Here is a 26,877-nt window from a genome sequence, read left to right as displayed (position 1 = left end):
TCGCGTACAGGCAGCGCATGAGACTGGCACCCTACGCGTCACGCCCGCAGCTTTATCCTGCAATCATGCTCGGCGGCTCGGGAGGCAGTGACAGTTCGTGGAGAGTCTCGGCAGCTACGCTGCCGCGTGGCTTCCACTGGAAACGACAGCGCTGAATTTGGTGAAGAACTCGCTCGCGAGCTTCTTGGCCGTGGAGTCGATCAGGCGCCCGCCAAGCTGAGCCAGCTTTCCACCGATCTGCGAATCGACCTCGTAATGCAGAAGAGTCTCCTGCTCGCTGACTTCCTCGAGCCGGATGACCGCGCCGCCCTTTGCAAAGCCCGCGACTCCGCCGGATCCTTCCCCGATGATCCGATATCCGCTCGGCGGATCGAGGTCGGTTAAGGTGACTTTGCCGCCGAAGGTCGCCTTGACCGGCCCGATCTTGATAATGACTTTGGCGGTCATCTCCGTGGGCGACGTCATCTCGAGGGTTTGGCAGCCGGGAATGCATTGCCTCAAAACGTCGGGGTCATTCAGTGCGGCCCATACCGCCTGACGCGAAGCAGGAACACTTTGGCTGTCATTCATCTGCATCGATCTTATCTCCTGAGTCGGAATGCCGAGCCCATTAAGGACGAATGCCCACAAACTTGACTTGTGATAGTTCTTCCATCGCCGAGTGGACGCCCTCGCGACCAATGCCACTCTGCTTGACGCCTCCGAATGGGTACATGTCCAGCCTGAAGCGGCTCGCCTCATTGATCCAGAGCGATCCGACCTCGAAGTCGTCCGCAAAGCGGAAAGCGTTGGCGAGGGCTCGTGTAAAGACCGCTCCCTGCAGTCCGAAGTCCGAGTCATTTGCGAGTTCGAGCGCCTCATCCACTGTGTCGAATGGCGCAACCACGACGATCGGTCCGAAGACCTCTTCTTTCCACAGCCTGGCATCGCGAGGGACATCGACCAGGATGCCGGGCGAAACCTGTGCGCCCTTGCGCTGCGGAGCAAGAACGGCTCTCGCGCCTCTGTCGAGTGCGTCCTTCACCATCCCCATCACGCGTTCCGCCGCAGCTTGATGGACCATTGGACCAACGTCGGTCTTGGGATCCGAGACATCACCGACTTTGAGCGCCTCGGCAGCCTTGACGAACATCGGAAGAAACTCATCGAGTACGCTACGGTCGACGAGCACGCGCTGCGCTGAAATGCATTGCTGGCCGCTCGCCTCAAACCCTGCCGACGCAATCTTGGAGGCCGCCAGCGAAACATCAGCATCGGAGAGAACGATATTGGCAGCGTTTGATCCGAGTTCTGCCAGGAATTTGCGCGCTCCAGCGGCCCGGACGAGGTCATTTCCCGCAGCGGTACCGCCGGTAAACGAGACCGCAGCGATGTCGGGGTGAGCCACCAAGGCAAGCGCTGTGGCGCGGTCGCCCGTGACCACGTTGAACAGGCCGCTCGGCCAGCCGGCCGCTACATACATTTCGGCCAGCTTCAATGCGACGCGAGTCCCGGAGAGAGCCGGCTTTGCCACGATGCTGTTGCCGACCGCGATGGCGGGCATGACTTTTTGCAGCAGCAGATTCACGGGAGCGTTGAACGGCGTAATACCGGCAACGACTCCGTAGGGCACTCGGCGGGTCATACCGGTGAGGCCCGCTCCCGCTGCGGCCGCGTCCAGCGCCAGAACCTCGCCTTTGAGCTGCGGTACTGCGGCCGCGCATGCCTCGATAAAATCGATCCCTCGATTGACCTCAAAGCGCGCCATCCGGATCGGTTTGCCGACGTCTTCTGAAATCAGGACCGCGATCTCTTCCACCGAATCGCGCATCGCGGCCGCCGCGGCTTTCAGCCAGCCGATCCGGACGGACAAGGCGGTCTTCCGGTGTGCGAGAAAGGTCGCTCTCGCGCTTGCGACGGCCTCGGCGACGCCGTCCGCCCCTGCCTCCATGATTTGCCCGGTGACGGCATTGTCCTGGGGCCGGCGGAACTCGATGTAAGTTTTAGGCACCGGCTCGACGCCCGGAATGAAAGAAACCGCGTTGAACATCGCGCACCATACCTCTCGACACAGACTAACCATCTAGTTAGTCAAATTTCTCGAAAGTGGCAAGCCGGCGTGCGGCGCACACAAGCAGGCCCCAATTGACGATTAACCGGTTAGTTAGTGTAGTATCCCGTCCGCACGGGTGACGAAATGCCCATCGGGGCCACTTTGAGGACGCAAGGGTACATGACCTCTCACGAACAACGGCTTCCGGATATTCCCGAGGATCTTCTGGCCTTGATGCGCGACATCGGACCCAAATGGAGTACGAACGTAGCAGGGCATGTCGACCTGATGATCCAGCGTTTTTCCGAGGTATTGAAGGGCAGTCCGCGCGCTGGAGTGGTCGAACACCGGGACATCCCTTACGGCGATCATGAGCGTCAGGTCGTTGATGTCTTCATACCCGAAAATGTGCCGTCGCCGCCGGTAGTGGTATTTGTTCACGGCGGCGCCTTCGTGAGCGGTCACCGCAACCGCAGCTCTCAGATATATTCAAACGTTCTTATCTATCTCGCACGGCACGGCATCGCCGGAGTTAACGTCGGATATCGCCTTGCAAACGACACCAAGTATCCTGGCGCGACCGAGGATATCGCTCGGGTGATCTCGTGGATGAGCGCGTCGGCATCCCGCTATGGCTGGAATGCCGACAAAACCTTCCTGATGTCGCACTCGGCAGGAGGAGCTCACGCCGGGAGCTATGGATATGATCCGCAGTTTCGGTCTTCTGAGCGCGCGGATCTGGCGGGCTTAATCTTTATCAGCGGAAGGGTGCGGGCGGACAATCTTCCGGAAAACCCGAACGCCAGGAAGGTGGAACAGTACTACGGGACGGATTCTTCGAAGTACGAGGATTATTCCGCGGTCGCGCACATCGATGCCAAGAGTTTACCCACCTTCGTCGCATGGGCGGAATTCGAAAATCCACTTGTGGACGTCTATTGTGCGGAGCTGGTTTATCGACTGGCGAACGCCAAACGGAAAGCTCCGCCGTCAATGTGGCTGCCCGGTCACAATCATACGTCGGCGATCGCCCATATCGGAACGTCGGATGAGCGCCTTGGTCAGGCGATCGTCGATTTCGTACATAACCCACGATAGAAACGGATTGCTCAACATGAAGATTGCACTGATCGGCAACGGTGCCATCGGAAACTGGCTTTCGCACCGGCTTGATCCGAAGCCTCACATCGTCAGGCGCGGCGATAGTTTGCCGAGCGCGGACGTCGTCGTCGAGGCTGCGGGTCATGACGCTTTGAAGCAATACGGAGTTGCCGCGCTGGAGCAAGGTAGCGATCTGGTAATCGTATCGATAGGCGCGCTCGCTCACGACGATCTATGGCGAGACCTCCAGGCCGCAGCGAAGCGCAGCAAAATTTTCCTGCCGGCGGGAGCTGTTGCGGGAATCGACGCGCTCTCCGCGGCGCGGCGTGGAGGATTGGACGAAGTCCGCTATTCAGCGCGGAAGCCGCCAGCAAGTTTGTCGCAAGAACTCGCTACGGACAGAGAGACGGTGGTGTTCGAAGGGAATGCACGCGAAGCCGCATTGAAGTTTCCAAAGAACGCGAATGTAGCAGCCACAATCGCGCTGGCGGGAATTGGCTTCGACGCGACGCGTGTGCGTATCGTCGCCGATCCCAAGGTCACCGAGAACGTTCATGAATTGGAGGTGCGGGGCGCGTTCGGTTCATACACCATGAGCATCTCCGGACGCCCGCTTCCGAGCAATCCGAAAACCTCGAGCCTTTCTGCGATGAGCGTACTTCGCTGCATCGAAAACAGGCAGTCGGCAATCGTCATCTGATCGGAGGTTGAAGATCGATGATCGTACCGGATGAGCGGAGATCGCTTACTTCTTCCGCCGGGCGCCCTCGCGAAGGTAACCCACAATCAGATCTTCAATATGCAATATCCGCATGTTCTTATCAGTCTCTGTCGATAATTTACGGTCGAGAAGATAGGCCAAAGTGTATCTGTTCGACAGATAATGATAGGCCAAGGCAGAGATCGAAATGTACAATTCGACCGGATCGACTCCGGCTCTGAAATCTCCGGTCTTCTCGCCTTGCTTCAAAAGCTGCGAAAGTTTTTCAAGCAGGCCGGAGTAGCCTTCTTTGGTCAGCTTCGATTTTCGCAGATGCCGACCGCGATGGAGATTTTCGGAATTGAGAAGCCCGATGAATGCGGAGGATTTTTCCCAGTACTCGAAGGTGGAGCGCACAAGCTGGCGGATACCGTCGGCCGGCGAGGCTGCATCGATCGACCAGGTGCTGTGATAATCGTGCATTCCCTGATAGGCCGCCTCGAGTACCGCGATGAAAAGCCGCTCCTTGCTGCCAAAGTAGTGGTAGATCAAATTCTTGCTGACCTTGGCCAGGCGCATGATGTCATCCACCCTGGCGCCGTCGTAGCCTTTGGCCGAAAATTCCTGGGTCGCAACGTTCAAGATTCTTTGCCGCGTATCGGTACCCACGGCTGCGCGCCTTCGGGCCGGCGGGCGGGCGCTCCGGGTAGGGGGCGTGCGGGGCTTGGCCGATTGCTCATTGCTCGACCGACTGCGCGCAGTCGATCTATCCTTGCTCATATCCATGCTTTCCGCTTTCGCGCTGATACAGTCCGCTGCTCGAACCGCAAGGTAATACCCATCAACGTCGTTCGGCAATAACAGGTGACACGATTTGACGATGTCGCTCCTTCGGCTCTCCAATTGGAGCCCATTCCGAAGGCACTTGGGGCGCGCTCATCCGAGAGCTGCTCCAGAGGGAGAGCCGAGGATAATACAAATAGTTAACTAACCAGTCAAACAATCGCCATCGTGAGCGCGGCAGCGGGACTCGCTTCGACACCAGTGAAAATCAGGAACAACAGGTCATCATTTGAAGAGTCCAGCCGCGCCGGGCGATATCGCCGACATGCTCAGGAACGTCTATCGGCTTTAGAACTCATCGAAGGAACTGACCAAGCCACCATCGATCATGTGTTCGCTGTCACGATGCTCGGCTTCAATGAACCGCAGAAAGATCCAGTGACTTGCCTGAAGCGATCGCGAATGGTTCGAATGATCGCGAACCGTCCAAGCGTGGGTGACGCTTTCCGCAGACGATTGTTAGTCGCGGTTCATCGCATCAAAGATTCGGCGAGGTCGAAGCCGAGCCGCACAGTCCGGCACCAGCCATTGGCGAACATGATCGAGTGCTGCAAGGAGGTGCAGACCTCATCGGCTCACGGCATCACAGCGATTTGCTACGACCCGCTTCCGCAGTGAAGGACAAGTGTTCACGTTCGTGCGCGAGCGATCGCGTCCATTCGCGGTGATCCACAAATTCCATGGGCGGATTTGAATTACTGAAATTTATTCTTCAAAATCAAAGATATGCTTTGAGATTTGGCGGAGAGGGAGGGATTCGAACCCCCGATAGGCTTGCACCTATGCCGCATTTCGAGTGCGGTGCATTCGACCACTCTGCCACCTCTCCGGTACCAAAGCGGCGGTTTCCCGCCGGGTCGCGGGCGAGTTCTATGCGAGGACGCTCGCCCAGACAAGCGCTGACGGGCTTTTCGGGATCAGGAATGCCGGGATCGGGGCCATCCCGTAGGGTGCAGCTGGCAATATCGCAGATGATCTCCACCCGCCGCAGCCGCAGTCGGGAATAGGCGAGACCCGCCTAGCCTTTCTTCTTCTCCTTGGGACTGCGCATGGTGAAGCGCGCATTGCCCAGTCCGGTTCCGATAGTAAGGATTCCCCAGCGTTTGTAGTCCTGCATAAAGGGGATTTCGCTCAGGCCCTGCACCACCCCGTCGTTATGCATCAGCACCGCGGTGTCGTGATCGCGAATGGTCGGGATCGCTTCGATCAGACTGGCCGGCAAGTTGAATTTGCTGCTTTCCCAGTTGCCCGGCAGATTCTGCGCGCCCTTTTCGATGGAGCCATCGGAATCGATCGCGCCCGGACACGATACTCCAATAAAAGGCGCGAGCTTGAAGCCTTCCGCTTCGGCTTCCTTGAGCAGTCCTTTCAGCATTCCAGCGAGCTTTTTCACGGCACCTTCACGGGTCGGCTCGTCATCGGCGTGACGCCAGAGTTCGGACTTCCAGACGGACGCTTTTGACAGGTCCGGCGTCTTCTTCTGCCGTGTCTCCACCACACCACAACGGATGTTAGTGCCACCGATGTCGACGGCCAGCAGGCTGTCGTGACCCTCGAAAATCCACGACGGCGCGAGATGCGCGCAGCCGATCAATGCCGCCTCATCAGGATGAAAACGGATCGGGATCAGGCTGGCCTTATGGCCCTCCGCTTTCAGAATGATGCCGGCGCGCGCGATGGCCAGTTCACCGATCCGGCTCTGCCGAAAACCGCCGCCGACAATGATCGCCTCGGTTTTGTCCCACGCCTTCGTCTTGAGAAACCGAGCCGTGACGTAGGCCAGTTCCTGGGCGAATTCCTCGATGGCGCTGTGAACCAGGGCTGCCGCCTCGGCATCGTCGCCGCCTAGGATCTCGTCGAGCTGCTTCTTGCTGATATCTTCCGACGCCCTGCCGCCGAATGGGTCGTCGCCGTTTTTCTTGAGCGGTTTCCGCCACTTATCGAGAATGTTCTGAAACGCGCCCTTGCTGGCGCGGTCGCCCAGAAAACCGTCCTCGTCCTTGATCTCGATATTGTAGCTGTCGATATCGACCGACGGCAGGCGCGCCGCCCCGTGATTGCCAATGCCGGCGGTTGTCAGTGTGTCTTCAGCCATGTTCTGGTTGCCCCTGTAATTGCCGGGTATAACGGCAGGGGAACCGGATTGTTTCGCGGTCGGAGCGCCGCACCGTGCGGTCTCCCCCTAAAACCAGCAGAATCGGCCCAAATGGCTTATAAAGCGCTTGTTTTTGGGCCGCTTTTTCTTGACTCGCCGCTCGCCCCGGCTATAACACCCGCAACCCGGCGCGGGATTTCTCGCGCCGTTTGTTTTTGCGCAGCTCTGGCCAACGAGTCGTGGCGGCGCAGACAATTGAACCCATAGCGACTGAATAAGAAGCCGGCCCGGATTTCATCCGAGCGCCGGGATCGAACACGAAGGAAAAAAACGATGTTCGCAGTCATCAAAACGGGCGGCCGGCAGTTCCGGGTCGTTCCAAATGATGTGCTCGAGATTGGCAAGATCGCCGGCGATGTCGGAACGATCGTGCAGCTTGGCGAAGTAATGGTGGTTGGCGGAGACACGCCGGTCCTCGGATTCCCGTTTGTTTCGGGTGCGTCCGTGGCCGCCGAAGTGCTCGACCACAAGCGCGGCCCGAAGGTGATTTCCTTCAAGAAGCGCCGCCGCAAGAATTCGAAGCGCAAGCGTGGCTATCGCGACGAGATCACGGTGATCCGCGTCACCGAGATTTTGACCGACGGCAAGTCCCCGACCGTGGGGCCGCGCCCGAAGAAGGAAAAGAAGGTCGAGGCCGCGCCGGTTGACGGTGACGAGGCACCGGCCAAGGTCGCTAAAAAGGCTCCAGCCAAGAAGGCAGCTGCGAAAGCGCCAGCCAAGGCCGCTGCCAAGCCGAAGACCGCAGCCAAAAAGGCCGCGCCGAAGGCAAAGAGCGACAAAAAGTGAAATGATTCCGTCAAGGAATCGGCCTATACACTGAAGACAAGTTTGGAGACGGAGCCATGGCTCACAAAAAAGCAGGCGGTTCATCGCGCAACGGACGCGACTCGGCAGGCAAGCGCCTTGGGGTCAAGGCGTTCGGCGGCGAGCACGTGATTCCGGGCAACATCATTGCGCGTCAGCGCGGCACGACTTGGCATCCCGGCCTTAACGTCGGCATGGGTACGGATCACACCCTGTTCGCCAAGGTCGAAGGCAAAGTCGAATTCCGCGCCAAAGCCAACGGCCGCACCTTCGTCTCGGTTATTCCGACGGCGGAAGCGGCTGAATAAAACGGTAGACACATCGCGTCTGCCGGGTCTCGTTGAACCGGCAGGGCACTGGAAGGCTCGAAGGGGAGACGGGTAACCGGCCTCCCCTTTTGTTTTGCGCGTTCGCCGCCCGGGAAAGACCCGACAGCGGGACGCATCAGGAGCCATCCATGTTGCAGGAAACCCCAACCCTGACGCCATACGAGCTGAGAGCTGTCGTCCTCGAGACCGAGCGGCTGGTTCTTCGCCAACCGACACTCGCGGACGTTAAAGCCATTGCGCGTGTCGTTGGCGACAAGCGCGTGTCGATCAATTTACGCCGCGTCCCCCATCCCTATTCGGCCGACGATGCGATCAGCTTTGTGACCACCATCGCCGCCACTATCGATACCGTATTTCTGGTCGAGCACGAGCGTGCCGCGGTCGGGCTTGTCGGCGTGAGCTGGGAAAACGAAAACGCGCCCGAGCTCGGCTATTGTTTCGGCGTCGATCACTGGGGCAAAGGCTACGCGACAGAAGCCGCGCGTGCCGTCATCGATTATGCGTTCGAGGAATTCGCCATCGACCAGTTGCTGGCCGGCGCGCGGGTGTTGAACCCGGCATCACGCCACGTGCTGGAGAAGTGCGGCTTCCAGTGGACCGGCGTTGAACTGCACCGGTTTCTCGCGCTCGGATCATCGACCCCTGTCGATCGCTTCAAGCTGGAGCGCAGCGTGTGGGCGTCGCTGAGAAGCTGGAGCAACTCGACGCGGCGGTAAAATGGTCGATCAGACCACCGTCGGCGGATTGGGCTCCGGCTCGCGATGCATCACCGTGCGCTCGCGCAGGAAGATATAGATTCCCGCGCAGGCCACGATCCCCGCTCCTATCATGGTGTTCGGTGACGGAACGTCGCCGAACGCCAGAAACCCGAGCACGATGGCCCAGACGATCATCGTGTATTGAAACGGCGCAACCACGCTGGCGGGCGCCAGAATCAGCGACCGGTTGAGGCACAGCACGGCGGCGACATTGACCATGCCGCTGAGCAGCAGAAGCAGAACAAGGATCCATGTCGGCGGTACGAACAGGAACGCCGACACGATCCCTCCGAACACAAACGATCCGACCACCTGCGTCGTCGCCAGAAAGATGTTCGAAGTGCCCCGCACGTAACGGGTGACGATCATGAAAATCGACTGACACAGGCATCCAGCGAGCGCGATCAGCGCTGGCCAGGAAATGGTTGCGCCGGTCGGGCGCAGCGCAATGAGAACACCGATGAAGCCGACAATGACAGCGGTCCAGCGGCGCCAGCCGACCTGCTCGCGCAGAAAAATCGCCGAGAACGCGGTGACGAAGATCGGCGCCGCCAGATAGCAGGTCGTGGCATCTGCCAGCGGAATGTATTTGATCGCGGTGAAGAACAGCATTCCGTCGGAAACCGACAGCACCATGCGCAGCACCTGCAATCCGGGCCGCGGCACGTTGCGAGCGGCGGCGAAGTTGTCCCGCGCCAGAAACGGCAACAGCGTCGCAATCGCGCCGAAGCCCCGGATGAAGAACAGTTGCGCCGGCGGATAGGCCACCACCATCATCTTGCTGAAGACGTTGACCAGCGAAAAGATCGTCATCGCCGCCAGCATGAAAAGGATGCCGGAGAGCGCTGACGAGAGCGGCGTCGTGCGGCGCAATGATTTGAACGGACGATTCATCGGCAACAGGCTGGCGCGGAAAATGGCGGGATGAAACTTGTTTGAAACAGAAAACGTGCGCGTCGAATCGGCCGGACTTGACGCGATCGATCCTGCTTAGAAAGCAACAGATCACCGCGCAACCGCCAGAAACGCAGGCCATTTCGGGCGGCCATGCTTATCGCCAGGCGATGCTTCAGCCCGGCGGAGGCACCACCACCGGCTCGTCGCGCACCAGATCCCGCTCGCGCAGGAAGATGTAGAGACCGGCGACGATGATCACCGCCGCACCCGCAAGCATCGCCGCCGACGGGATGTCGCCGAAGACCACGTAGCCGAAGATCACGGCCCAGATAATCATGGTGTACTGGTACGGCACGACCACGCTCGCAGGCGCGAGCTTGAGCGAGCGGTTGACGCAGAGCGCGGCCGCGATGGAAATGCAACCGGCCAGCGCGAAAAGACCAAGATCGGGCAGTGGAGGCGTTATCCAGCCGAACGGCGCGACGATCAGACCGAACAGCAACGTCCCTGCGAATTGGGCGGACGTCAGCACGATGTCCGGCGTCCCCCGCAATGAGCGCGTGATGATCATGAGGGCTGCAAACGACGCGCTGCCGGCCAGCGCGATCATCGCCGGCCAGCTTATGGCCTGCGTGGACGGCCGCAGCGCGATCATGACGCCGATGAAGCCGACGATGATGGCGCTCCAGCGCCGCCAGCCGACATGTTCGCCCAGGAAGAGCGCGGACGCCGCCGTCACGAAAATCGGCGCGGCGAGGTAATAGGTGATGACATCCGCAAGCGGCAGGTAAACCGAAGCTGCGAAGAACGCCGCGACCTCCAGCGTCGAGAGCGCAACCCGGATCACTTGTAGACCCGGCCTTTGAATGGTCCGCAGCGCTGCGCGCTGACGCCAGATTGCAGGCGACATCACGATGAGACTTGCTGCGGCGCGCAGCAACAGCAGCTGCCCCACCGAATAGGTTGCAACGATGTATTTCCCCAGCGCATCGCCGAACGAGAACATCCAGACCGCCAGCAGCATCAGCGCGATGCCGGCGAGTGCGGCCGAGCGGTTGCCAGCGTCGGCGGAGATTTTTGCGAGCAGGGTCATGGGAGGTCGCCGGATAACGTTAATTCGACAAAATGTATGCCGAGAACGTCGTTTAGAAGGTGCCCGACGGTTCGGCAACCGCCGCAAATGCAGCCTTTCTGGCGTTATTGCGCATGAATGGGTTGCCGCTCCGGGACCTATGGCGCATATATCCGAGACGCGACAAGCCGCAAAAAGCCTGACTTTTGCCGATCGCGGCACAATGGAAAACCGATGAAATTTCTCGACGAAGCCAAGGTCTATATCCGCTCCGGCGACGGCGGAAACGGCTGCGTGGCATTTCGCCGCGAAAAATTCATCGAGTTCGGCGGACCGTCAGGCGGCAACGGCGGACGCGGCGGCGACATCATCATCGAAGTTGCCGACGGCCTCAACACGCTGATCGATTATCGCTATCAGCAGCACTTCAAGGCGCCGAAGGGCGTCAACGGCATGGGCTCGGACCGCCATGGCGCCAATGGCAAGCATATCGTGATGAAGGTGCCCCTCGGCACCCAGATTTTCGACGAGGACCGCGAGACGCTGATCCACGACTTCACCGAAGTCGGCGAGAAATTCGTGCTTGCGACCGGCGGCAATGGCGGCTTCGGCAACGCACATTTCAAGACCTCGACCAACCGCGCGCCGCGCAACGCCAATCCCGGTCAGCCTGGCGAGGAGCGCTGGATCTGGCTGCGGCTGAAATTGATCGCCGACGCTGGTCTCGTCGGATTGCCGAATGCCGGCAAGTCCACATTCCTGTCGGTCGTCAGCGCGGCGAAACCGAAGATCGCGGATTATCCGTTCACGACATTGCATCCGCAGCTCGGCGTCGTCGGCATCGACGGACGCGAATTCGTGCTGGCCGACATTCCCGGATTGATTGAAGGCGCTCATGAAGGCGCGGGTCTTGGCGACCGTTTTCTTGGGCACGTGGAGCGCTGCCGCGTGCTGCTGCATCTGGTAGACGCGACTTGCGAGCACGCCGGCAAGGCCTACAAGACCGTGCGCACCGAACTCGAGGCCTACGCTGACACGCTTGCCAACAAGATCGAGATCGTGGCGCTCAACAAGATAGACGCGGTTTCGCCGGAAGATCTCAAGGAGCAGAAAGCCCGGCTGAAGCGTGCGGCGAAGAAAACGCCGCTGCTGTTGTCGGGCGTGTCGCGCGAAGGCGTGCCGGAAGCATTGCGCGCACTGGTCGCGCTGATCGACGAAGCGCCGGTGTCAGCGAAGGCCAAGAGAGCCACCGAAAGTGTGATCGAAGCGGAGCCGGAGCCGGCAGGCTGGACGCCGCTCGGCCGCTGACGCACGTGCCTCCAATTCAAGTTATGCCCTCCAGACACTGATTTCCGATGTCGAACCCGAAGCTCAAGAATTTCCGCCGCATCGTTGTGAAGGTCGGATCGTCGCTGCTGATCGATGCCACCGCCGGCGAAGTGCGCGCGCACTGGCTTGCCGCACTCGCTGCCGACATCGCTAGACTCCACCGGGACGGGAAGGATGTACTGGTTGTGTCATCCGGCTCGATCGCGCTCGGACGCAGCCGCCTGAAACTTGCAACAGGCGCGCTCAAGCTTGAAGAGAGCCAGGCTGCCGCTGCCGTCGGCCAGATCGAACTGGCGCGGATCTGGTCGGAGGTGCTCGGGGCGCACGGCATCGGCGCGGGACAGATTCTCGTGACCTTGCAGGACACCGAGGAGCGGCGGCGTTATCTCAACGCACGCTCCACCATCACCAAGCTGCTCGAATGGCGCGCGGTGCCGGTCATCAACGAGAACGACACCGTCGCCACCAATGAAATCCGCTACGGCGACAATGACCGCCTCGCGGCGCGCGTCGCCACCATGACCAGCGCGGACCTGCTCATCCTGCTGTCCGACATCGACGGACTTTACACCGCGCCGCCTTCCGCCAATCCGAACGCAAAGCTCATTCCGGTCGTCGAATCCATCACCGCCGACGTCGAAGCGATGGCGGGCGCCGCCGAGTCCGAATTGTCGCGTGGCGGAATGCGCACCAAGATCGAGGCCGCGAAAATCGCGACCAGCGCCGGCACGCACATGCTGATTGCGTCGGGCAAGATCGAGCATCCGTTGCAGGCCATCGCCGATGGCGGACCATGCACATGGTTTCTGACGCCAGCCAATCCGGTCACCGCGCGCAAACGCTGGATCGCCGGATCGCTGGAGCCGAAGGGCACGCTCACCATCGACGCGGGCGCCGTCGCCGCGCTCCGCGCCGGCAAGAGCCTGCTGCCCGCTGGCGTGATCCGGGTGGACGGCCAGTTCGCCCGCGGCGACGCCGTGGTGGTGCGCGGACCGGACACCCACGAAATCGGACGCGGCCTCGTGGCCTATGACGCGGAGAACGCCGAACTGATCAAGGGACGCTCGTCTTCTGACGCGGCGCAGATCCTCGGCATCAGCGGACGGGCGGAAATGATCCATCGCGACGACCTGGTGGTCGGCGGCCCGCGCGGCACCGACAGCGCGAAATAGCGCGAGCGGCAAAGCCCAATTCAGCCAATGGCCTGGCGGCGAGCCGGGTAAGCCATTGGCCCATCTCGCCGGTCTGCCATGTTCCCGACACCTCGCCGGCCCGAAATATCTGTGCTACAGCATGGTCTTAGAGAAATTCGACACCAGATAGACCGATATGTCCGCTCCGCTCAAAGCTCTCGATAGCGCGACCGACCTGACCGCGCTGATGACCGGCCTTGGCGCTGGCGCAAAACGCGCTGCGCGCGTGCTGGCGCTCGCGTCGAGCACGCAAAAGGACGCCGCGCTCACCGCCATGGCCGCCGCGATCCGCGCCAGTGCGAAAGCGATTCTTGCGGCCAATGCCGAGGACGTCGCCGAAGCCAAAGCCAACGGATCGAGCAGCGCGTTTGTCGATCGTCTCGCGCTGAACGAACAACGCATCAATGCAATGGCTGACGGCATCGACGTGGTGCGCGGCATTCCCGATCCCGTCGGCATTGTCACCGAAACCTGGACGCGCCCCAACGGCATGACCATCGAGCGCGTTCGTGTGCCGCTCGGCGTCGTCGGTGTGATCTTCGAGAGTCGCCCCAACGTCGCGGCCGATGCCGGCGCGCTGTGTTTGAAATCCGGCAATGCCGTGATCCTGCGCGGCGGCTCGGACAGTTTCCGCTCCTGCCGCGCAATCCATCAGTGCCTCATCGAAGGCTTGCGCAAGGCAGGCCTGCCTGAAGAATCCATTTCACTGGTGCCGACCCGCGATCGCGCCGCCGTCGGTATGATGCTGTCGGGTCTCGATGGCGCAATCGACGTGATCGTGCCGCGCGGCGGCAAGAACCTCGTCGCCCGCGTGCAGGATGAAGCGCGCGTGCCGGTGTTCGCGCATCTCGAAGGCGTCAACCACGTCTATGTCGACAAGGCCGCCTCGCTCGACATGGCGAAAACGATTGTTCTGAACGCAAAGATGCGGCGTCCCGGCGTCTGCGGCGCGGCCGAAACGCTGCTGATCGACAAGGCGGTTGCCGATACGCAGCTCAAGCCGCTGGTGACGATGCTGCTGGATTCCGGCTGCGAGGTGCGCGGCGGCGACGATATCCGCCGTGCCGATGCGCGCGTAACGCCCGTGTCCGAAGACGACTGGGCCACCGAGTACGAGGACGCGATCATCTCGGCGAAGCTGGTGGACGGCGTCGATGACGCACTGGCGCATATCGCACGCTATGGCTCGCACCACACCGACGCCATCGTGACCGAGGATGCGAAGACCGCGCAAAAATTTCTCAACGAAGTGGACTCCGCCATCGTGCTGCATAACGCCTCGACGCAGTTCGCCGACGGCGGCGAGTTCGGCTTCGGCGCGGAAATCGGTATCGCCACCGGAAAATTCCACGCCCGTGGCCCGGTCGGCGCCGAACAACTGACCAGTTTCAAATATCGCGTGCACGGCACAGGCCAAACGCGCCCGTGAGCGACGCGCCCGATAGCCAGGAAAACGACGCCGTTCGTCTGCCGCGCGCGATTCCACAACATGCCGACGGGATGCGTATCGGGCTGCTCGGCGGATCGTTCAATCCGCCGCATGAAGCCCATCGCGCCATCAGCCTGTTCGCGATGAAGCGGCTGCGGCTCGACCGCGTCTGGTGGCTGGTGTCGCCGGGCAACCCGCTCAAGAACAACGGCTCGCTGCACGCCCTGCGCGACCGTATGCGCGCAGCCGAAAGGGTCGCACATCATCCGCGCATCGAGGTCAGTTGTCTCGAAACCGTCATCGGCACGCGCTACACTGCGGACACCATTTCATATTTGCGCCGCCGCTGTTCCGGCGTGCGTTTTGTCTGGATCATGGGCGCCGATAATCTCGCGCAGTTCAATCGCTGGGAAAGCTGGCGAAGTATCGCCGACATGGTGCCGATCGCCGTGGTCGACCGGCCGTCCGATAGCCTCCGCGCTCTATCGTCGGTTGCAGCACAGGCACTGATGCCCTATCGCATCGACGAGCGGGACGCTGGAAAGCTCGCGAGCCGCCGGGCCCCGGCCTGGACCTTTCTCACGGGCCTGAAATCGAGCCTGTCCTCGACCCGATTACGGAACCCGGACGGAAGCTGGAAGGATGCCGATCCACAATGACGCTTTCCGGCAACAGCAATCCGCAAATCATCGCACCGACATCTGGAACATTGAAACCGTTAACCCCACATGCCTAATATGATGGTGGGCGCCAGGATTCGGCGCTCGCGATACAGTGAAAGGAATGGTCCCTGACCACATCTGTATTGTCCAAGACTGCTTCGCCAAAGTCCGCTTCGACAAAGGCTGCTGCTTTATCCAAGCCTTCCACAAAGGCTTCCTCGACAAAGCCAGTCGCGTCGAAGACCCGCAGCAAAGCAACGTCCGTCTCCGTCGATCCCGTTCCCGCCTTGAAGGCGCGACCCGATGCCGATGGGACGCTGAACCTGATCCTCTCCCGCCTTGACGACATGAAGGCGGAAGAAACGGTCACCATCGACCTCCGCGGCAAATCCTCGATCTCCGACTACATGATCGTGACCTCCGGGCGGGCGAACCGCCACGTCGGCGCGATCGCGGAGAACGTCGCGAAAGGCCTCAAGGAAAGCGGCATTGCAGCCCCTCACGTCGAGGGCCTGCCCAATTGCGATTGGGTGCTGATCGATTCCGGCGATGTGATCGTTCATGTGTTCAGACCGGAGGTCCGCGAGTTCTACAATCTCGAAAAGATGTGGACCTCGGACAAGCCTACGGCGAAAGCGCGCTGAACGGAGCTTTGAGTGTGCGTGTTCATGTGCCTGCGCGCATGATAGTTTGCGCGTATGCGTATCGTCGTCATTGCCATTGGCCGCCTCAAGCAGGGTCCGGAACGGGACCTCGCCGAACGCTATCGCGAACGCTTCGACGATATCGGCCGTAAACTCGGATTTCGCGGCCTTGAGATTCATGAAATTCCGGAAAGCCGCGCCCGCGACGCTGCGGCGCGAATCGCCGAAGAGGCCGCCGCTATCTCGGCGCTCATTCCTGACAAATCGTCCATTGTCGCACTCGACGAGCGCGGCGAAGCCATCGACAGCGCCGCGTTCGCGCGGCATCTTGGGCGATGGCGGGACGAATCGGTTCCAAACGCCGTTTTTTTGATCGGCGGCGCGGACGGACTTTCGCCCGATTTGAGGCGCAAAGCGAAGCTGAGCGTTGCGTTTGGCAAGGCGACCTGGCCGCATCAGATGGTGCGCGTCATGCTGCTGGAACAGATTTACCGGGCCGCGACCATTTTGTCCGGCCACCCTTATCACCGCGCATAGGCACGATCCCGACCCGAAAGACCGCGTTAGCGAAGCGAAAAGTGGATACCGGTTTCGGACAAGATCATGCCCGCCCAAAGATCTCGAGAGATCGGCCTACGTGACTGACGCGACAGCCAACGCAACACTGCTGATGATACATCGCCTGACACGTGGCGCGGCGGTGTTGCCGTTGTCGATGGTGTTGTCAGCGATACAGATCGCAGGCGGAAGCATCCCGGCGCATGCGCAAGGCACCGTCAAACAAGTGAGCGCGCCCGATCCGGAAGCGATCAAACAGCGCACGCAGGAACTCGAAGACGCCCGCGAGCAGCAGAAGAAAGCGGCCGAGCTCGAGAAGAAACTCAAGGCCGACATCGCAGCCATCGGTCAGGACCGCACCAAGCTTAATCAGCAATTGATCGGCATCGCCGGACAGGTGCGCGACGTCGAAGGCAAGATGGCCGACACCGAAGGCCGGATCCGGCCGCTCGACGCACGCGAACTCCAGATCCGTGCTTCACTCGAATCCCGCCGCGATGAAATCGCCGAAGTGCTGGCGGCCCTGCAACGCGCCGGACGCCGTGCTCCTCCGGCGCTGTTTGTCAGACCCGAGGACGCGCTGAAATCGCTGCGCACCGCGATGCTGCTCGGCGCAGTGGTCCCGGAGATGCGCGTGCGCGCCGCCAAGCTCGCCAGCGATCTCGGCGAACTGGTCAGCCTGCGCAAGAACATCGCCGAGGAACGCGACCGGCTGGCCGTCGACCGAGATAAATTGAATGAAGACCGCGCGCGCCTCGCAGCCCTCGTGCAGGAACGCCAGAAAAAGCAGACCGACACCGAGAAGGACATGGAAGCCGAGCGGCAGCGCGCCGTCGCCCTGTCCAAACAGACCGAAACCCTTCAGGACCTGATCGCCAAGATGGAGCAGGACGTGAAGGCGGCGGCGAAAGCGGCGGCTACGGCGGAACTGAAGGGCACGCCGGCCTCGCTGAACGGCAAGCCCGACCTTGGCGCCCTGAAGGACCCCGCGCGGCTGAGTCCGGCGATCGCCTTTGCTTCCGCCAAGGGGCTTTTGCCGATTCCGGTTAACGGCACCCGGATCCGCAGTTTTGGCGGTTCCGATGGCAGCGGAGGCCAGGAAAAGGGCATTTCCCTTGCCACTAGGCCCGGGGCGCAGGTCACAACACCGTGTGATGGCTGGGTTGTTTACTCAGGCCCGTTCCGGAGCTACGGACAACTCTTGATCCTCAACGCTGGCGGCGGGTATCATGTCTTAATCGCCGGGATGGAACGTATTTCGGTCACGATCGGGCAGTTTGTTCTAACGGGAGAACCGGTCGCGACCATGGGGACCACGTCTCAGGTCGCGTCAATTCTGGCGGCAGCGTCAAGCCAGCCTGTGCTCTACATTGAGTTCCGTAAAGACGGCGCTCCAATCGATTCTGGTCCATGGTGGGCCGCAAGTGAAGGCCAAAAGGTTCGCGGATGATGCGCAAGACTTCCCTGGTTCTCCTCAGCGTCGCAGCCGGCGCGGCGGCAACACTCTTCCTCACCCAGCCACGTTCGGCGCTGGTGGGATCCACGGCGCGCGCCGCGTCGTCGGACACTTACCGGCAGCTCAACCTGTTTGGCGACGTGTTCGAGCGGGTCCGCAGCGACTACGTCGAAAAACCGGATGACAGCAAACTGGTCGAGACCGCCATCAGCGGTATGCTCACCGGTCTCGATCCACACTCCAGCTACATGGACGCGAAGAGTTTCCGCGACATGCAGGTGCAGACCCGCGGCGAGTTCGGCGGCCTCGGCATCGAAGTCACGATGGAAGACGGACTGATCAAGGTCGTGTCGCCGATCGACGAAACACCGGCGTCCAAGGCCGGCATCATGGCCAACGACATCATTTCAAATCTGGACGATGAACCGGTGCAGGGTCTGACCCTCAATCAGGCCGTCGAGAAGATGCGCGGCCCGGTCAACACCAAGATCAAACTCAAGATCATCCGCAAGGGCCAGGACAAGCCGATCGAAGTCACGCTGATGCGCGACAACATCCGCGTCCGTTCGGTGCGTGCGCGCGTCGAGAGCGACGACATCGCTTATATCCGCGTCACAACCTTCAACGAACAGACCACCGAAGGCCTGAAGCGCGAGATGGCCAACCTGACCACGCAGATCGGTCCGGACAAGATCAAGGGTTACATCCTCGACCTGCGCAACAATCCCGGCGGATTGCTCGAAGAAGCCGTGTCGGTGTCCGATGCGTTCCTCGACCGCGGCGAAATCGTTTCGACCCGCGGCCGCAACGCCGAGGAAACCCAGCGCCGCACCGCCAAGGCGGGCGATCTCGCCAAGGGCAAGCCGGTGATCGTGCTGATCAATGGCGGCTCCGCATCGGCCTCTGAAATCGTCGCCGGCGCGCTGCAGGATCACAAGCGCGCAACGTTGCTCGGCACCCGCTCGTTCGGCAAGGGTTCGGTGCAGACCATCATCCCGCTCGGCTCCGGCAACGGTGCGCTTCGTCTCACGACGGCGCGTTACTTTACGCCATCGGGCAAATCGATTCAGGCCAAGGGCATCATCCCGGACATCGAAGTGCAGCAGGATGTGCCTGACGAACTTAAGTCGAAGACCGACACCAAGGGCGAGGCGTCGCTGCGCGGTCACTTGAAGGCAGAGGGTCAGGAAGAAACCGGCTCGCAGTCCTATGTGCCGCCGGATGCCAAGGACGACAAGGCGCTGAAGATGGCCGCAGACCTCCTGCACGGCATCAAGCAGACCACGTCGGTCCCGACGCCCACCGACAAGGCCTCCAACAAGGCCGCGAACTGAACTTCAGTTCGGCCATCGCAAGTTCATCGATTTGGGCGGCTCTCGGGCCGCCCTCTTTCGTTGGGTCACAAGCCCACCCCTGACCACGCCGCCCGCATCCCTCCGGACGTCACGCCTTTGCGGCCCAGCCTTTGCGAACCATGGCTCGGACGCCGTGGTAAGATTCGGCAATTGATTCGCGAGGTTGACGGCAGTGACCACCGACGATCTGAGCGCACCGCTTGGACAGGATCGGCCGCGCAAGCGGCGATACCGGCTTCCGTTGACGCTTCCGCAGGCGATCGCAGGGCTGTTCGGGCTGTTTCTGGCGGTTTTCCTTGGGTTTGCGATTTTCAACACCAATCCGATGGGCGGAGAGCCGCTGGCCAGGGTCTCCTACGACCCTGCCACGCTGCCCGGCGAAAAGACTGCGCAACCGGCGAGCGCGGCATCCCCAATGCCCAAGGAGGCTTCCACAGGCACCAAGGAGGCTGCGCCGGGGCAGCAGACCGTAACCATTATCGACGGCTCCAGTGGGGCCCGTCAAAGTGTGATCGTCGGCGCGGGGGCGGAAGCCCCGGTGCAAACCGATGGTCCGCCGGCCGTGGTCGCCAGCATCAATCCGAAGCTGCTTGAGAGTTCACGTTACGGCATGATCCCCGTGGTGGCCGACGGGATAAAGCCGTTCCGCGCCTACGCTGCCGGCACCGATGCCGACCGCGCGACCCTCGGCAAGACCCCCGTCATCGCCATCGTGGTGTCCGGCCTCGGCGTCGGTGCTGCGAAAACCGCCGATGCGATTATCAAACTGCCCGGCGCGGTGACGCTCGCGTTCACGCCTTACGGCTCCGACCCCGGCAAACTGGTCGAACGCGCGCGCGCGCAGAAGCACGAAGTGCTCCTGCAGGTTCCTATGGAGCCGTTCGACTATCCCGACAACGATCCCGGCCCGCAGACACTGCTGACCACGCTGCCCGCCGATCAGAACGCCGATCGCTTCGCGTGGCACATGAGCCGGTTTCAGGGCTATGTCGGCATCGCCAATTTCATGGGCTCGCGCTTCGTCACAACCGATGCCGCGATGCAGCCGATCATCAAGGAAGCCGCCCGGCGCGGTCTCGCTTATCTTGACGACGGCAGTGCGGCGCGCAGCGTCGCCGGCGTGATCGCAGAAGGACAGGCGATGCCGTTCGCAAAAGCCGATGTGAGCATCGATACCGTGCCGACGCCGGCCGAGATCGACCGCGCACTGGCGCGGCTGGAGACATTGGCGAAGGAGCGCGGATCGGCGGTCGGCATCGCGTCCGCGCTTCCGATCTCGATCGACCGGATCGGAACCTGGGCGAAGCAACTTGAAAGCCGTGGTTTGAAGCTGGTGCCGTTGACAACAGCGATGCTGAAACCAAAATCTAGCTGAGCACGATCGTCAGGGCGGGAACCGAATGTCCCCGCGATGATGCGAACGAGAGAATTGAGCGCGATGGGCGCGCTCAGCAGACCAGTCGAAGACCAAGGGTTTTTAGCAGTATGCCGCGTTACGACGATCTGCCTTACCGGACCTGCGTCGGGATCATGCTGATCAATGCAGACGGGCTTGTCTTCATCGGCCGCCGCGTCGGCGGCCCGGAGCATGTCGATCAGACCCATGTATGGCAAATGCCCCAGGGCGGCGTCGACGCCGGCGAAGACACGTGGGCCGCAGCCAAGCGCGAGCTTTACGAGGAGACCAACGCGCGTTCGGTGGAAAAACTCGGCGAAGTGCCGGAGTGGCTTACCTACGACATTCCCCGCACGGTGGCCGGTCGCGCGTGGAAGGGCCGGTTTCGCGGCCAGAAGCAGAAATGGTACGCGCTGCGTTTCACCGGCAAGGACAGCGAGATCAACGTGGCCTCGCCCGCCGGACACAAGGCGGAGTTCATCGCCTGGCGGTGGGAGCCGATGAAAAACCTGCCGGAGTTGATCGTGCCGTTCAAACGTCCGGTCTACGAGCGCGTGGTCGAGGAATTCACCAAGTTCGCGGGAAAATAGAGCAGATCATCCTGAAACGAAAAAAGCCCTGCGGTTGCAGGGCTTTTTCAATTCAGTTGCGTGATGCGACTCAGTGCATCGCGGTGGAAACGATGTACTGCTGAATGACCTTGAAGTGGTCGAGGCGTTCGATGGCGCGGTCGAGCGCACTGCCTTCCTCTTCCTTCAATCCCTCTTCCATCTCCGCGATCTGGTTCGCGAACACTTCGCGATCGAGATCCTGCATCGAGGTCGCGGTATCGGCGAGCACGGTGAGGCCCTTCTCCGAAATTTCCGCAAGACCGCCGAGCACGATGATCTTCTCGTGCTTGCCGCCGACGGTCACGGTCATGATGCCGGGGCGAACGCTCGCCACCAGCGGCGCATGTCCGGCCATCACGCCGAAATCGCCTTCGACGCCGGGAATGTCGACCTGCTCGACTTCACCCGAGAAGGCGATCTTTTCCGGAGAAACCAGATCGAAGTGAAAGGTCGCCATGATGCTTACGCCGCTTCCGCTGCGAGCTTCTTGCCCTTCTCGACGGCTTCTTCGATGGTGCCGACCATGTAGAAAGCCGCTTCCGGCAGATGGTCGTATTTGCCTTCGCAAAGACCCTTGAAGCCCTTGATGGTGTCGGCGAGATCGACGAACTTGCCCGGCGAACCGGTGAAGACTTCAGCGACGAAGAACGGCTGCGACAGGAAGCGCTCGATCTTGCGGGCGCGAGCAACCGCGATCTTGTCCTCTTCCGACAGTTCGTCCATGCCGAGAATGGCGATGATGTCCTGCAACGATTTGTACTTCTGAAGGATTTGCTGGACCATACGTGCGGTCTGATAGTGCTCTTCGCCGACAATCAGCGGCGACAACATGCGCGAGGCCGACTCGAGCGGATCCACCGCCGGGTAGATGCCCTTTTCCGAGATCGCACGGTTGAGGTTGGTCGTCGCATCGAGATGGGCGAACGTCGTTGCGGGCGCCGGATCGGTGTAGTCGTCGGCCGGGACGTAAATCGCCTGAATTGAGGTGATCGAGCCCTTGGTGGTGGTGGTGATGCGCTCCTGCATCGCGCCCATGTCGGTCGCGAGCGTCGGCTGATAACCCACCGCCGAAGGAATACGGCCGAGCAGAGCGGACACTTCGGAGCCGGCCTGCGTGAAGCGGAAGATGTTGTCGACGAAGAACAGCACGTCCTGGCCCTGATCGCGGAAATGCTCGGCGACCGTCAGACCCGTGAGACCGACGCGCGCGCGCGCACCTGGAGGCTCGTTCATCTGGCCGTACACGAGGGCGCACTTGGAGCCTTCGCCGCCGCCCTTCTTGTTGACGCCGGATTCGATGAACTCGTGATAGAGGTCGTTGCCTTCGCGAGTTCGCTCGCCGACGCCCGCGAACACTGAGTAACCGCCGTGGGCTTTCGCAACGTTGTTGATCAGTTCCTGGATCAGCACGGTCTTGCCAACGCCGGCGCCGCCGAACAGGCCGATCTTGCCGCCCTTGGCGTAAGGCGCGAGCAGATCGACGACCTTGATGCCGGTGACGAGAATTTCAGCCTCGGTGGACTGGTCGGTGTAGAGCGGCGCTTCCTGGTGAATCGCGCGGGTGTCTTCGGCCTTGACCGGGCCGGCTTCGTCGATCGGCTCACCGATGACGTTGATAATGCGGCCGAGCGTGCCGACGCCGACCGGCACCATGATTGGGCTGCCGGTGTCCGTGACTTCCTGACCGCGCACCAGTCCCTCAGTGAGGTCCATCGCGATCGTGCGGACGGTGCTTTCGCCGAGATGCTGCGCGACTTCCAGCACCAGACGGTTGCCACCGTTAGTGGTTTCGAGCGCGTTGAGAATGGCGGGCAAATGGCCATCGAACTGCACGTCGACGACGGCGCCGATAACCTGCGAAATGCGTCCGGTCTGATTGGCGGGGGATGCCATGGGATAGTCTCCTTGAAACTCGTATACGGCGGTCGGCCTTAGATGGCTTCAGCGCCAGAGATGATTTCGATCAGTTCCTTGGTAATCATCGCCTGGCGGGTGCGGTTGTAGATCAGCGTCTGCTTGCGGATCATGTCGCCGGCGTTGCGGGTCGCATTGTCCATCGCGCTCATCTGCGCGCCGTAGAACGACGCGTTGTTTTCGAGCAACGCACGGAAAATCTGCACCGCGAGATTGCGCGGCAGCAGGCTCGAGAGAATTTCGTCCTCAGCCGGCTCGTAATCGTAAACCGACGCGGCGCCAGCCACGGCTTCCTTTTCTTCAAGCATCAGCGGAATGATCTGCTGCGCGGTCGGAATCTGCGAGATCACCGACTTGAAGCGCGAATAGAACAGCGTGCACACATCGAACTCGCCCGCCTCGAACATCGCAATGACCTTCTTGGCGATGTCTTCAGCGTTCTTGAAGCCGAGCACCTTCACCGAGCGCAATTCGACGTTGCCGACGATTTGCTTGTCGAACTGCCGGCGAAGCTGCTCGTAACCCTTGCGGCCGACGCAGAAAATCTTGACCTCTTTGCCCTGATTGATCAGCGAGAGGGCCCGCTCGCGCGCCAAGCGCACGATGGACGAGTTGAACGCGCCGGAGAGGCCTCGCTCGCCGGTGCAGACCAGCAGCAAATGAACATTGTCCTTGCCGGTGCCCGCCAGCAGCGCCGGCGCGGTGCCGGAGCCGGCGGCTGCGCCTGCGATATTGCTGATCACCGCATCCATGCGCTCGGCATAGGGACGCGCCGCTTCGGCCGCGGTCTGGGCACGGCGCAACTTCGACGCCGCAACCATCTGCATGGCCTTGGTGATCTTCTGCGTCGCCTTGGTCGAGGCGATGCGGACACGCATGTCCTTAAGAGACGCCATTCTTTATCTCACCCTGACGATCCAGCTTCACGCCGGAACGCAAACCCCGGTTTCGCCGCGCGCGTAAATCCGCGCGGCGACGATCCTTTTAAACGAATGTCTTGGTGTAGCTTTCGACAACGCCCTTGAGCTTGCCGGCGACGTCGTCTGACAGATCGCGAGAGTCGCGGATGGCATTCAGAATGTCGGCGTGCTTGCCGCGGAACAGCGACAGCAGACCGTCTTCGAACGCACGCACCTTGTTGACCGCAATGCCGTCGAGGTAGCCGTTGACGCCGGCGTAGATCACCACGACCTGCTCTTCCATCTTCAGCGGCGAGAACTGCGGCTGCTTCAGGAGTTCGGTCAGACGCGAACCGCGGGCGAGAAGGCGCTGCGTCGAGGCGTCGAGATCGGAGCCGAACTGCGCGAACGCCGCCATTTCGCGGTACTGCGCAAGCTCGCCCTTGATCTTGCCGGCGACCTTCTTCATCGCCTTGGTCTGCGCCGACGAACCGACGCGCGACACCGAAAGACCGACGTTAACCGCAGGACGGATGCCCTGGAAGAACAGATCAGACTCGAGGAAGATCTGGCCGTCGGTGATCGAAATCACGTTGGTCGGAATGTAGGCCGACACGTCGTTGGCCTGGGTTTCGATGATCGGCAGCGCCGTCAACGAGCCGTTGCCGTGCTCGTCGTTGAGCTTGGCGGCGCGCTCGAGCAGACGCGAATGCAGATAGAACACGTCGCCGGGATAGGCTTCGCGGCCCGGCGGGCGGCGCAGCAGCAGCGACATTTGGCGATAGGCGACGGCCTGCTTGGACAAATCGTCATAGATGATGACGGCGTGCATGCCGTTGTCGCGGAAGTATTCGCCCATCGTGCAGGCGGTGAACGGCGCGATGTACTGCATCGGCGCAGGATCGGACGCCGTCGCGGCGACGATGATCGAGTATTCCAGCGCGCCCTGCTCTTCGAGCACCTTCACGAACTGCGCGACGGTGGAACGCTTCTGGCCGATCGCGACGTACACGCAATACAGCTTCTGGCCCTCCGGCGCGCCGGCGACGTTCAGCGGCTTCTGGTTCAGGATGGTGTCGAGCGCAATCGCGGTCTTGCCGGTCTGACGGTCGCCGATGATCAGTTCGCGCTGGCCGCGGCCAACGGGGATCAGGGCGTCGACAGCCTTGAGGCCGGTGGCCATCGGCTCGTGCACAGACTTGCGCGGAATAATGCCGGGTGCCTTGACGTCGACGCGCTTGCGTTCAGTCGACTGGATCGGACCCTTGCCGTCGATCGGATTGCCGAGCGCGTCGACGACGCGGCCCAGAAGTCCCTTGCCGACCGGAGCGTCCACGATGGCGCGGGTGCGCTTGACGGTCTGGCCTTCCTTGATCTCGCGGTCAGCGCCGAAGATCACGATGCCGACGTTGTCGCTTTCGAGATTGAGCGCCATGCCGCGCGTGCCATTCTCGAACTCGACCATTTCACCGGCCTGAACATTGTCCAGACCGTAGACGCGGGCAATGCCGTCGCCAACCGAGAGAACCTGACCGACTTCCGAGACTTCGGCTTCCTGGCCGAAATTCTTGATCTGGTCCTTGAGGATTGCGGAAATTTCCGCGGCGCGGATGTCCATCAGCCTGCCTCTTTCATCGCGTGCTTGATCGAATTGAGTTTGGTGCGAAGCGAGCTGTCCACCATGCGGCTGCCGAGCTTGACGACAAGCCCGCCGATGATTGACGGATCGACCTTCACGTTGAGATCGACGTCCTTGCCCGACACTGTCTTCAGCGCGGCCTTGAGGGCGTCGAGATTCTTGTCGCTGAGCGGCTCTGCGACGATCACGTCAGCAGTCGCTTCGCCCTTGAACTTGGCGACCAGCGCGCGGAACGCCCTGATGACATCGGCGACGGCGAACAGCCGGCGATTGGCGGTCAGGACTTTCAGGAAATTCGCGGCGACGCCCCCGATGCCGGCCTTGGCCAGGACAGCGGAGAGAGCCTTGGTCTGCGCGTCGGCGGTGAACACCGGGCTGCGCACCAGCCGCAGAAGATCTGGGCTGTCGGCCAGCATGGCCGTAAATTTGTCGAGGTCAGCCTTGACGGCATCGACCGATTTCTGGTCGCGCGCCAGCTCAAAAAGGGCCGTCGCATAACGCCCGGACACGCCAGATACGGAGGGATCTTCAGCTGCCACAAAAATCTCTTTTTAGCTGTCGAACGACCAAGGACAAGGAAAAGACCATCGCTGCCAGTCTGGTGTCATGAGGACACCAAGCGATCTCAAGTCCTTGGAATTCAAGCGGGACTTCGATTTCTGGCCGGAGCAACCTACCCAGCAGCCCAAAATCGCGGTTTTGCTAACATAGCGCGCGCGCAGGTGCAACATGACGGCGATTGCTGATGCGCTTTTGACGGCGCCGGTTTGTCGCACGGGCACCGTTGTCTTGAGCGCGTCCTTGGTGCGTCGCCTTCCGATGGTTTGAGCGATTTGGCATCACAAATTGCCTGCCAAAAGCGACCACGGTCGCGGTCCATGCCACCTTGGCTTCGATACGCCGGTGGGCTGACACGGGGGCGTGATCGCTTCGCCGGCCGAGCCCTGATTCGCGGCAAATCCGGCCCCGCTCATCGCGTCGCAACAAATCTGCCCGCCTGAACCTCTTACCAACGTCCCGCTTCGCACATACCGTCATGAGAATATCGCATGACGGAAGTCAATTCGGCATTTTTGCGTTTACTTCCCGCAGCCAATAATT

At 61.3% G+C, this 26,877-nt stretch carries 26 protein-coding genes and 1 tRNA gene; 15 read left to right on the top strand and 12 right to left on the bottom strand.

The annotated features are described in order from the left end of the window. Positions 1-114 precede the first annotated feature (114 nt). Positions 115-570, bottom strand: coding sequence for an SRPBCC family protein (locus AC1RKJ_RS14080; RefSeq protein ID WP_492791565.1), 456 nt, complete (start codon positions 568-570; stop codon positions 115-117). Between the two features lie 40 nt (positions 571-610). After that, a complete protein-coding gene (locus tag AC1RKJ_RS14075) occupies positions 611-2,029 on the bottom strand; it encodes an aldehyde dehydrogenase family protein (protein ID WP_492791564.1) in 1,419 nt (472 codons plus the stop codon). Positions 2,030-2,212: 183 nt separating this feature from the next. On the opposite strand from AC1RKJ_RS14075, the gene AC1RKJ_RS14070 reads away from it, so the two are divergent. Both AC1RKJ_RS14070 and AC1RKJ_RS14065 read left to right on the top strand, forming a co-directional pair. After that, positions 2,213-3,130 carry an alpha/beta hydrolase gene (locus tag AC1RKJ_RS14070; protein ID WP_492791563.1) on the top strand — a complete coding sequence of 306 codons (918 nt, stop codon included), beginning with the start codon at positions 2,213-2,215 and terminating at the stop codon, positions 3,128-3,130. A gap of 16 nt (positions 3,131-3,146) precedes the next feature. After that, the gene (locus tag AC1RKJ_RS14065) at positions 3,147-3,833 is read left to right on the top strand and encodes an aspartate dehydrogenase (protein ID WP_492791562.1); all 687 of its coding nucleotides are present in this window, start codon (positions 3,147-3,149) and stop codon (positions 3,831-3,833) included. Between the two features lie 45 nt (positions 3,834-3,878). Here AC1RKJ_RS14065 and AC1RKJ_RS14060 read toward each other — a convergent pair whose 3' ends face one another. The 3 genes from AC1RKJ_RS14060 to AC1RKJ_RS14050 form a co-directional block, all read right to left on the bottom strand. Then, a complete protein-coding gene (locus tag AC1RKJ_RS14060) occupies positions 3,879-4,502 on the bottom strand; it encodes a TetR/AcrR family transcriptional regulator (RefSeq protein WP_492791561.1) in 624 nt (207 codons plus the stop codon). Between the two features lie 913 nt (positions 4,503-5,415). Then, positions 5,416-5,505, bottom strand: a tRNA-Ser gene (locus tag AC1RKJ_RS14055). 189 nt (positions 5,506-5,694) lie between these two features. Beyond that, on the bottom strand, positions 5,695-6,771 hold the full coding sequence (locus tag AC1RKJ_RS14050) for an ROK family protein (protein WP_492791560.1): 1,077 nt from the start codon (positions 6,769-6,771) through the stop codon (positions 5,695-5,697). 333 nt (positions 6,772-7,104) lie between these two features. Here AC1RKJ_RS14050 and rplU point away from each other — a divergent pair, with 333 nt between their 5' ends. From rplU to AC1RKJ_RS14035, 3 genes are all read left to right on the top strand, one after another. Beyond that, entirely contained in the window at positions 7,105-7,617 is a 513-nt protein-coding gene (gene rplU / locus AC1RKJ_RS14045; RefSeq protein WP_492791559.1) for a 50S ribosomal protein L21, read from the top strand. Positions 7,618-7,673: 56 nt separating this feature from the next. Then, the gene (rpmA, locus tag AC1RKJ_RS14040) at positions 7,674-7,943 is read left to right on the top strand and encodes a 50S ribosomal protein L27 (RefSeq protein WP_492791558.1); all 270 of its coding nucleotides are present in this window, start codon (positions 7,674-7,676) and stop codon (positions 7,941-7,943) included. A gap of 149 nt (positions 7,944-8,092) precedes the next feature. Further along, the gene (locus AC1RKJ_RS14035; RefSeq protein WP_492791557.1) at positions 8,093-8,680 is read left to right on the top strand and encodes a GNAT family N-acetyltransferase; all 588 of its coding nucleotides are present in this window, start codon (positions 8,093-8,095) and stop codon (positions 8,678-8,680) included. Between the two features lie 9 nt (positions 8,681-8,689). Here AC1RKJ_RS14035 and AC1RKJ_RS14030 read toward each other — a convergent pair whose 3' ends face one another. Next, on the bottom strand, positions 8,690-9,616 hold the full coding sequence (locus AC1RKJ_RS14030) for a DMT family transporter (protein WP_492791556.1): 927 nt from the start codon (positions 9,614-9,616) through the stop codon (positions 8,690-8,692). Positions 9,617-9,791: 175 nt separating this feature from the next. Then, complete coding sequence (locus AC1RKJ_RS14025; RefSeq protein WP_492791555.1) at positions 9,792-10,712, bottom strand: DMT family transporter; 921 nt, start codon at positions 10,710-10,712, stop codon at positions 9,792-9,794. 213 nt (positions 10,713-10,925) lie between these two features. Here AC1RKJ_RS14025 and obgE point away from each other — a divergent pair, with 213 nt between their 5' ends. The 10 genes from obgE to AC1RKJ_RS13975 all read left to right on the top strand — a co-directional run bounded on the left by obgE (position 10,926) and on the right by AC1RKJ_RS13975 (position 21,303). After that, positions 10,926-11,999, top strand: coding sequence for a GTPase ObgE (obgE, locus tag AC1RKJ_RS14020; protein ID WP_492791554.1), 1,074 nt, complete (start codon positions 10,926-10,928; stop codon positions 11,997-11,999). A 47-nt stretch (positions 12,000-12,046) separates the two neighbouring features. Continuing rightward, positions 12,047-13,192, top strand: coding sequence for a glutamate 5-kinase (gene proB, locus AC1RKJ_RS14015; RefSeq protein WP_492791553.1), 1,146 nt, complete (start codon positions 12,047-12,049; stop codon positions 13,190-13,192). A 157-nt stretch (positions 13,193-13,349) separates the two neighbouring features. Next, the gene (locus AC1RKJ_RS14010; protein ID WP_492791552.1) at positions 13,350-14,642 is read left to right on the top strand and encodes a glutamate-5-semialdehyde dehydrogenase; all 1,293 of its coding nucleotides are present in this window, start codon (positions 13,350-13,352) and stop codon (positions 14,640-14,642) included. 38 nt (positions 14,643-14,680) lie between these two features. After that, a complete protein-coding gene (locus tag AC1RKJ_RS14005; RefSeq protein ID WP_492792742.1) occupies positions 14,681-15,301 on the top strand; it encodes a nicotinate-nucleotide adenylyltransferase in 621 nt (206 codons plus the stop codon). 290 nt (positions 15,302-15,591) lie between these two features. Next, positions 15,592-15,948 (top strand): ribosome silencing factor, encoded by a 357-nt coding sequence (gene rsfS, locus AC1RKJ_RS14000; protein WP_492791551.1) that lies wholly within the window; start codon positions 15,592-15,594, stop codon positions 15,946-15,948. A gap of 54 nt (positions 15,949-16,002) precedes the next feature. Next, positions 16,003-16,485: a 23S rRNA (pseudouridine(1915)-N(3))-methyltransferase RlmH gene (gene rlmH / locus AC1RKJ_RS13995; protein WP_492791550.1), complete on the top strand. Its 483-nt coding sequence runs from the start codon at positions 16,003-16,005 to the stop codon at positions 16,483-16,485. Between the two features lie 133 nt (positions 16,486-16,618). Continuing rightward, complete coding sequence (locus AC1RKJ_RS13990) at positions 16,619-17,956, top strand: murein hydrolase activator EnvC family protein (RefSeq protein ID WP_492792741.1); 1,338 nt, start codon at positions 16,619-16,621, stop codon at positions 17,954-17,956. Further along, a complete protein-coding gene (locus AC1RKJ_RS13985) occupies positions 17,953-19,296 on the top strand; it encodes a S41 family peptidase (RefSeq protein ID WP_492791549.1) in 1,344 nt (447 codons plus the stop codon). The genes AC1RKJ_RS13990 and AC1RKJ_RS13985 overlap by 4 nt, the downstream gene beginning before the upstream one ends. 193 nt (positions 19,297-19,489) lie before the next feature. Further along, the gene (locus tag AC1RKJ_RS13980; RefSeq protein WP_492791548.1) at positions 19,490-20,692 is read left to right on the top strand and encodes a divergent polysaccharide deacetylase family protein; all 1,203 of its coding nucleotides are present in this window, start codon (positions 19,490-19,492) and stop codon (positions 20,690-20,692) included. A gap of 110 nt (positions 20,693-20,802) precedes the next feature. Continuing rightward, complete coding sequence (locus AC1RKJ_RS13975) at positions 20,803-21,303, top strand: RNA pyrophosphohydrolase (protein ID WP_492791547.1); 501 nt, start codon at positions 20,803-20,805, stop codon at positions 21,301-21,303. 70 nt (positions 21,304-21,373) lie between these two features. Here AC1RKJ_RS13975 and AC1RKJ_RS13970 read toward each other — a convergent pair whose 3' ends face one another. The 5 genes from AC1RKJ_RS13970 to AC1RKJ_RS13950 all read right to left on the bottom strand — a co-directional run bounded on the left by AC1RKJ_RS13970 (position 21,374) and on the right by AC1RKJ_RS13950 (position 26,315). Further along, complete coding sequence (locus AC1RKJ_RS13970; protein ID WP_492791546.1) at positions 21,374-21,781, bottom strand: F0F1 ATP synthase subunit epsilon; 408 nt, start codon at positions 21,779-21,781, stop codon at positions 21,374-21,376. A gap of 5 nt (positions 21,782-21,786) precedes the next feature. Beyond that, a complete protein-coding gene (gene atpD / locus AC1RKJ_RS13965) occupies positions 21,787-23,217 on the bottom strand; it encodes a F0F1 ATP synthase subunit beta (RefSeq protein ID WP_492791545.1) in 1,431 nt (476 codons plus the stop codon). A gap of 38 nt (positions 23,218-23,255) precedes the next feature. Continuing rightward, the gene (locus AC1RKJ_RS13960) at positions 23,256-24,134 is read right to left on the bottom strand and encodes a F0F1 ATP synthase subunit gamma (protein ID WP_492791544.1); all 879 of its coding nucleotides are present in this window, start codon (positions 24,132-24,134) and stop codon (positions 23,256-23,258) included. A gap of 88 nt (positions 24,135-24,222) precedes the next feature. Next, positions 24,223-25,755, bottom strand: coding sequence for a F0F1 ATP synthase subunit alpha (atpA, locus tag AC1RKJ_RS13955; RefSeq protein WP_492791543.1), 1,533 nt, complete (start codon positions 25,753-25,755; stop codon positions 24,223-24,225). Continuing rightward, the gene (locus tag AC1RKJ_RS13950) at positions 25,755-26,315 is read right to left on the bottom strand and encodes a F0F1 ATP synthase subunit delta (protein WP_492791542.1); all 561 of its coding nucleotides are present in this window, start codon (positions 26,313-26,315) and stop codon (positions 25,755-25,757) included. Before AC1RKJ_RS13950 ends, atpA begins: the two co-directional genes overlap by 1 nt. Between the last annotated feature and the right edge of the window lie 562 nt (positions 26,316-26,877).

Source organism: Afipia sp. GW822-FHT04G07, assembly GCF_058800765.1.
Note: the sequence above shows the minus strand (reverse complement) of the source record. Positions and strands in the feature narration are given on the sequence as shown.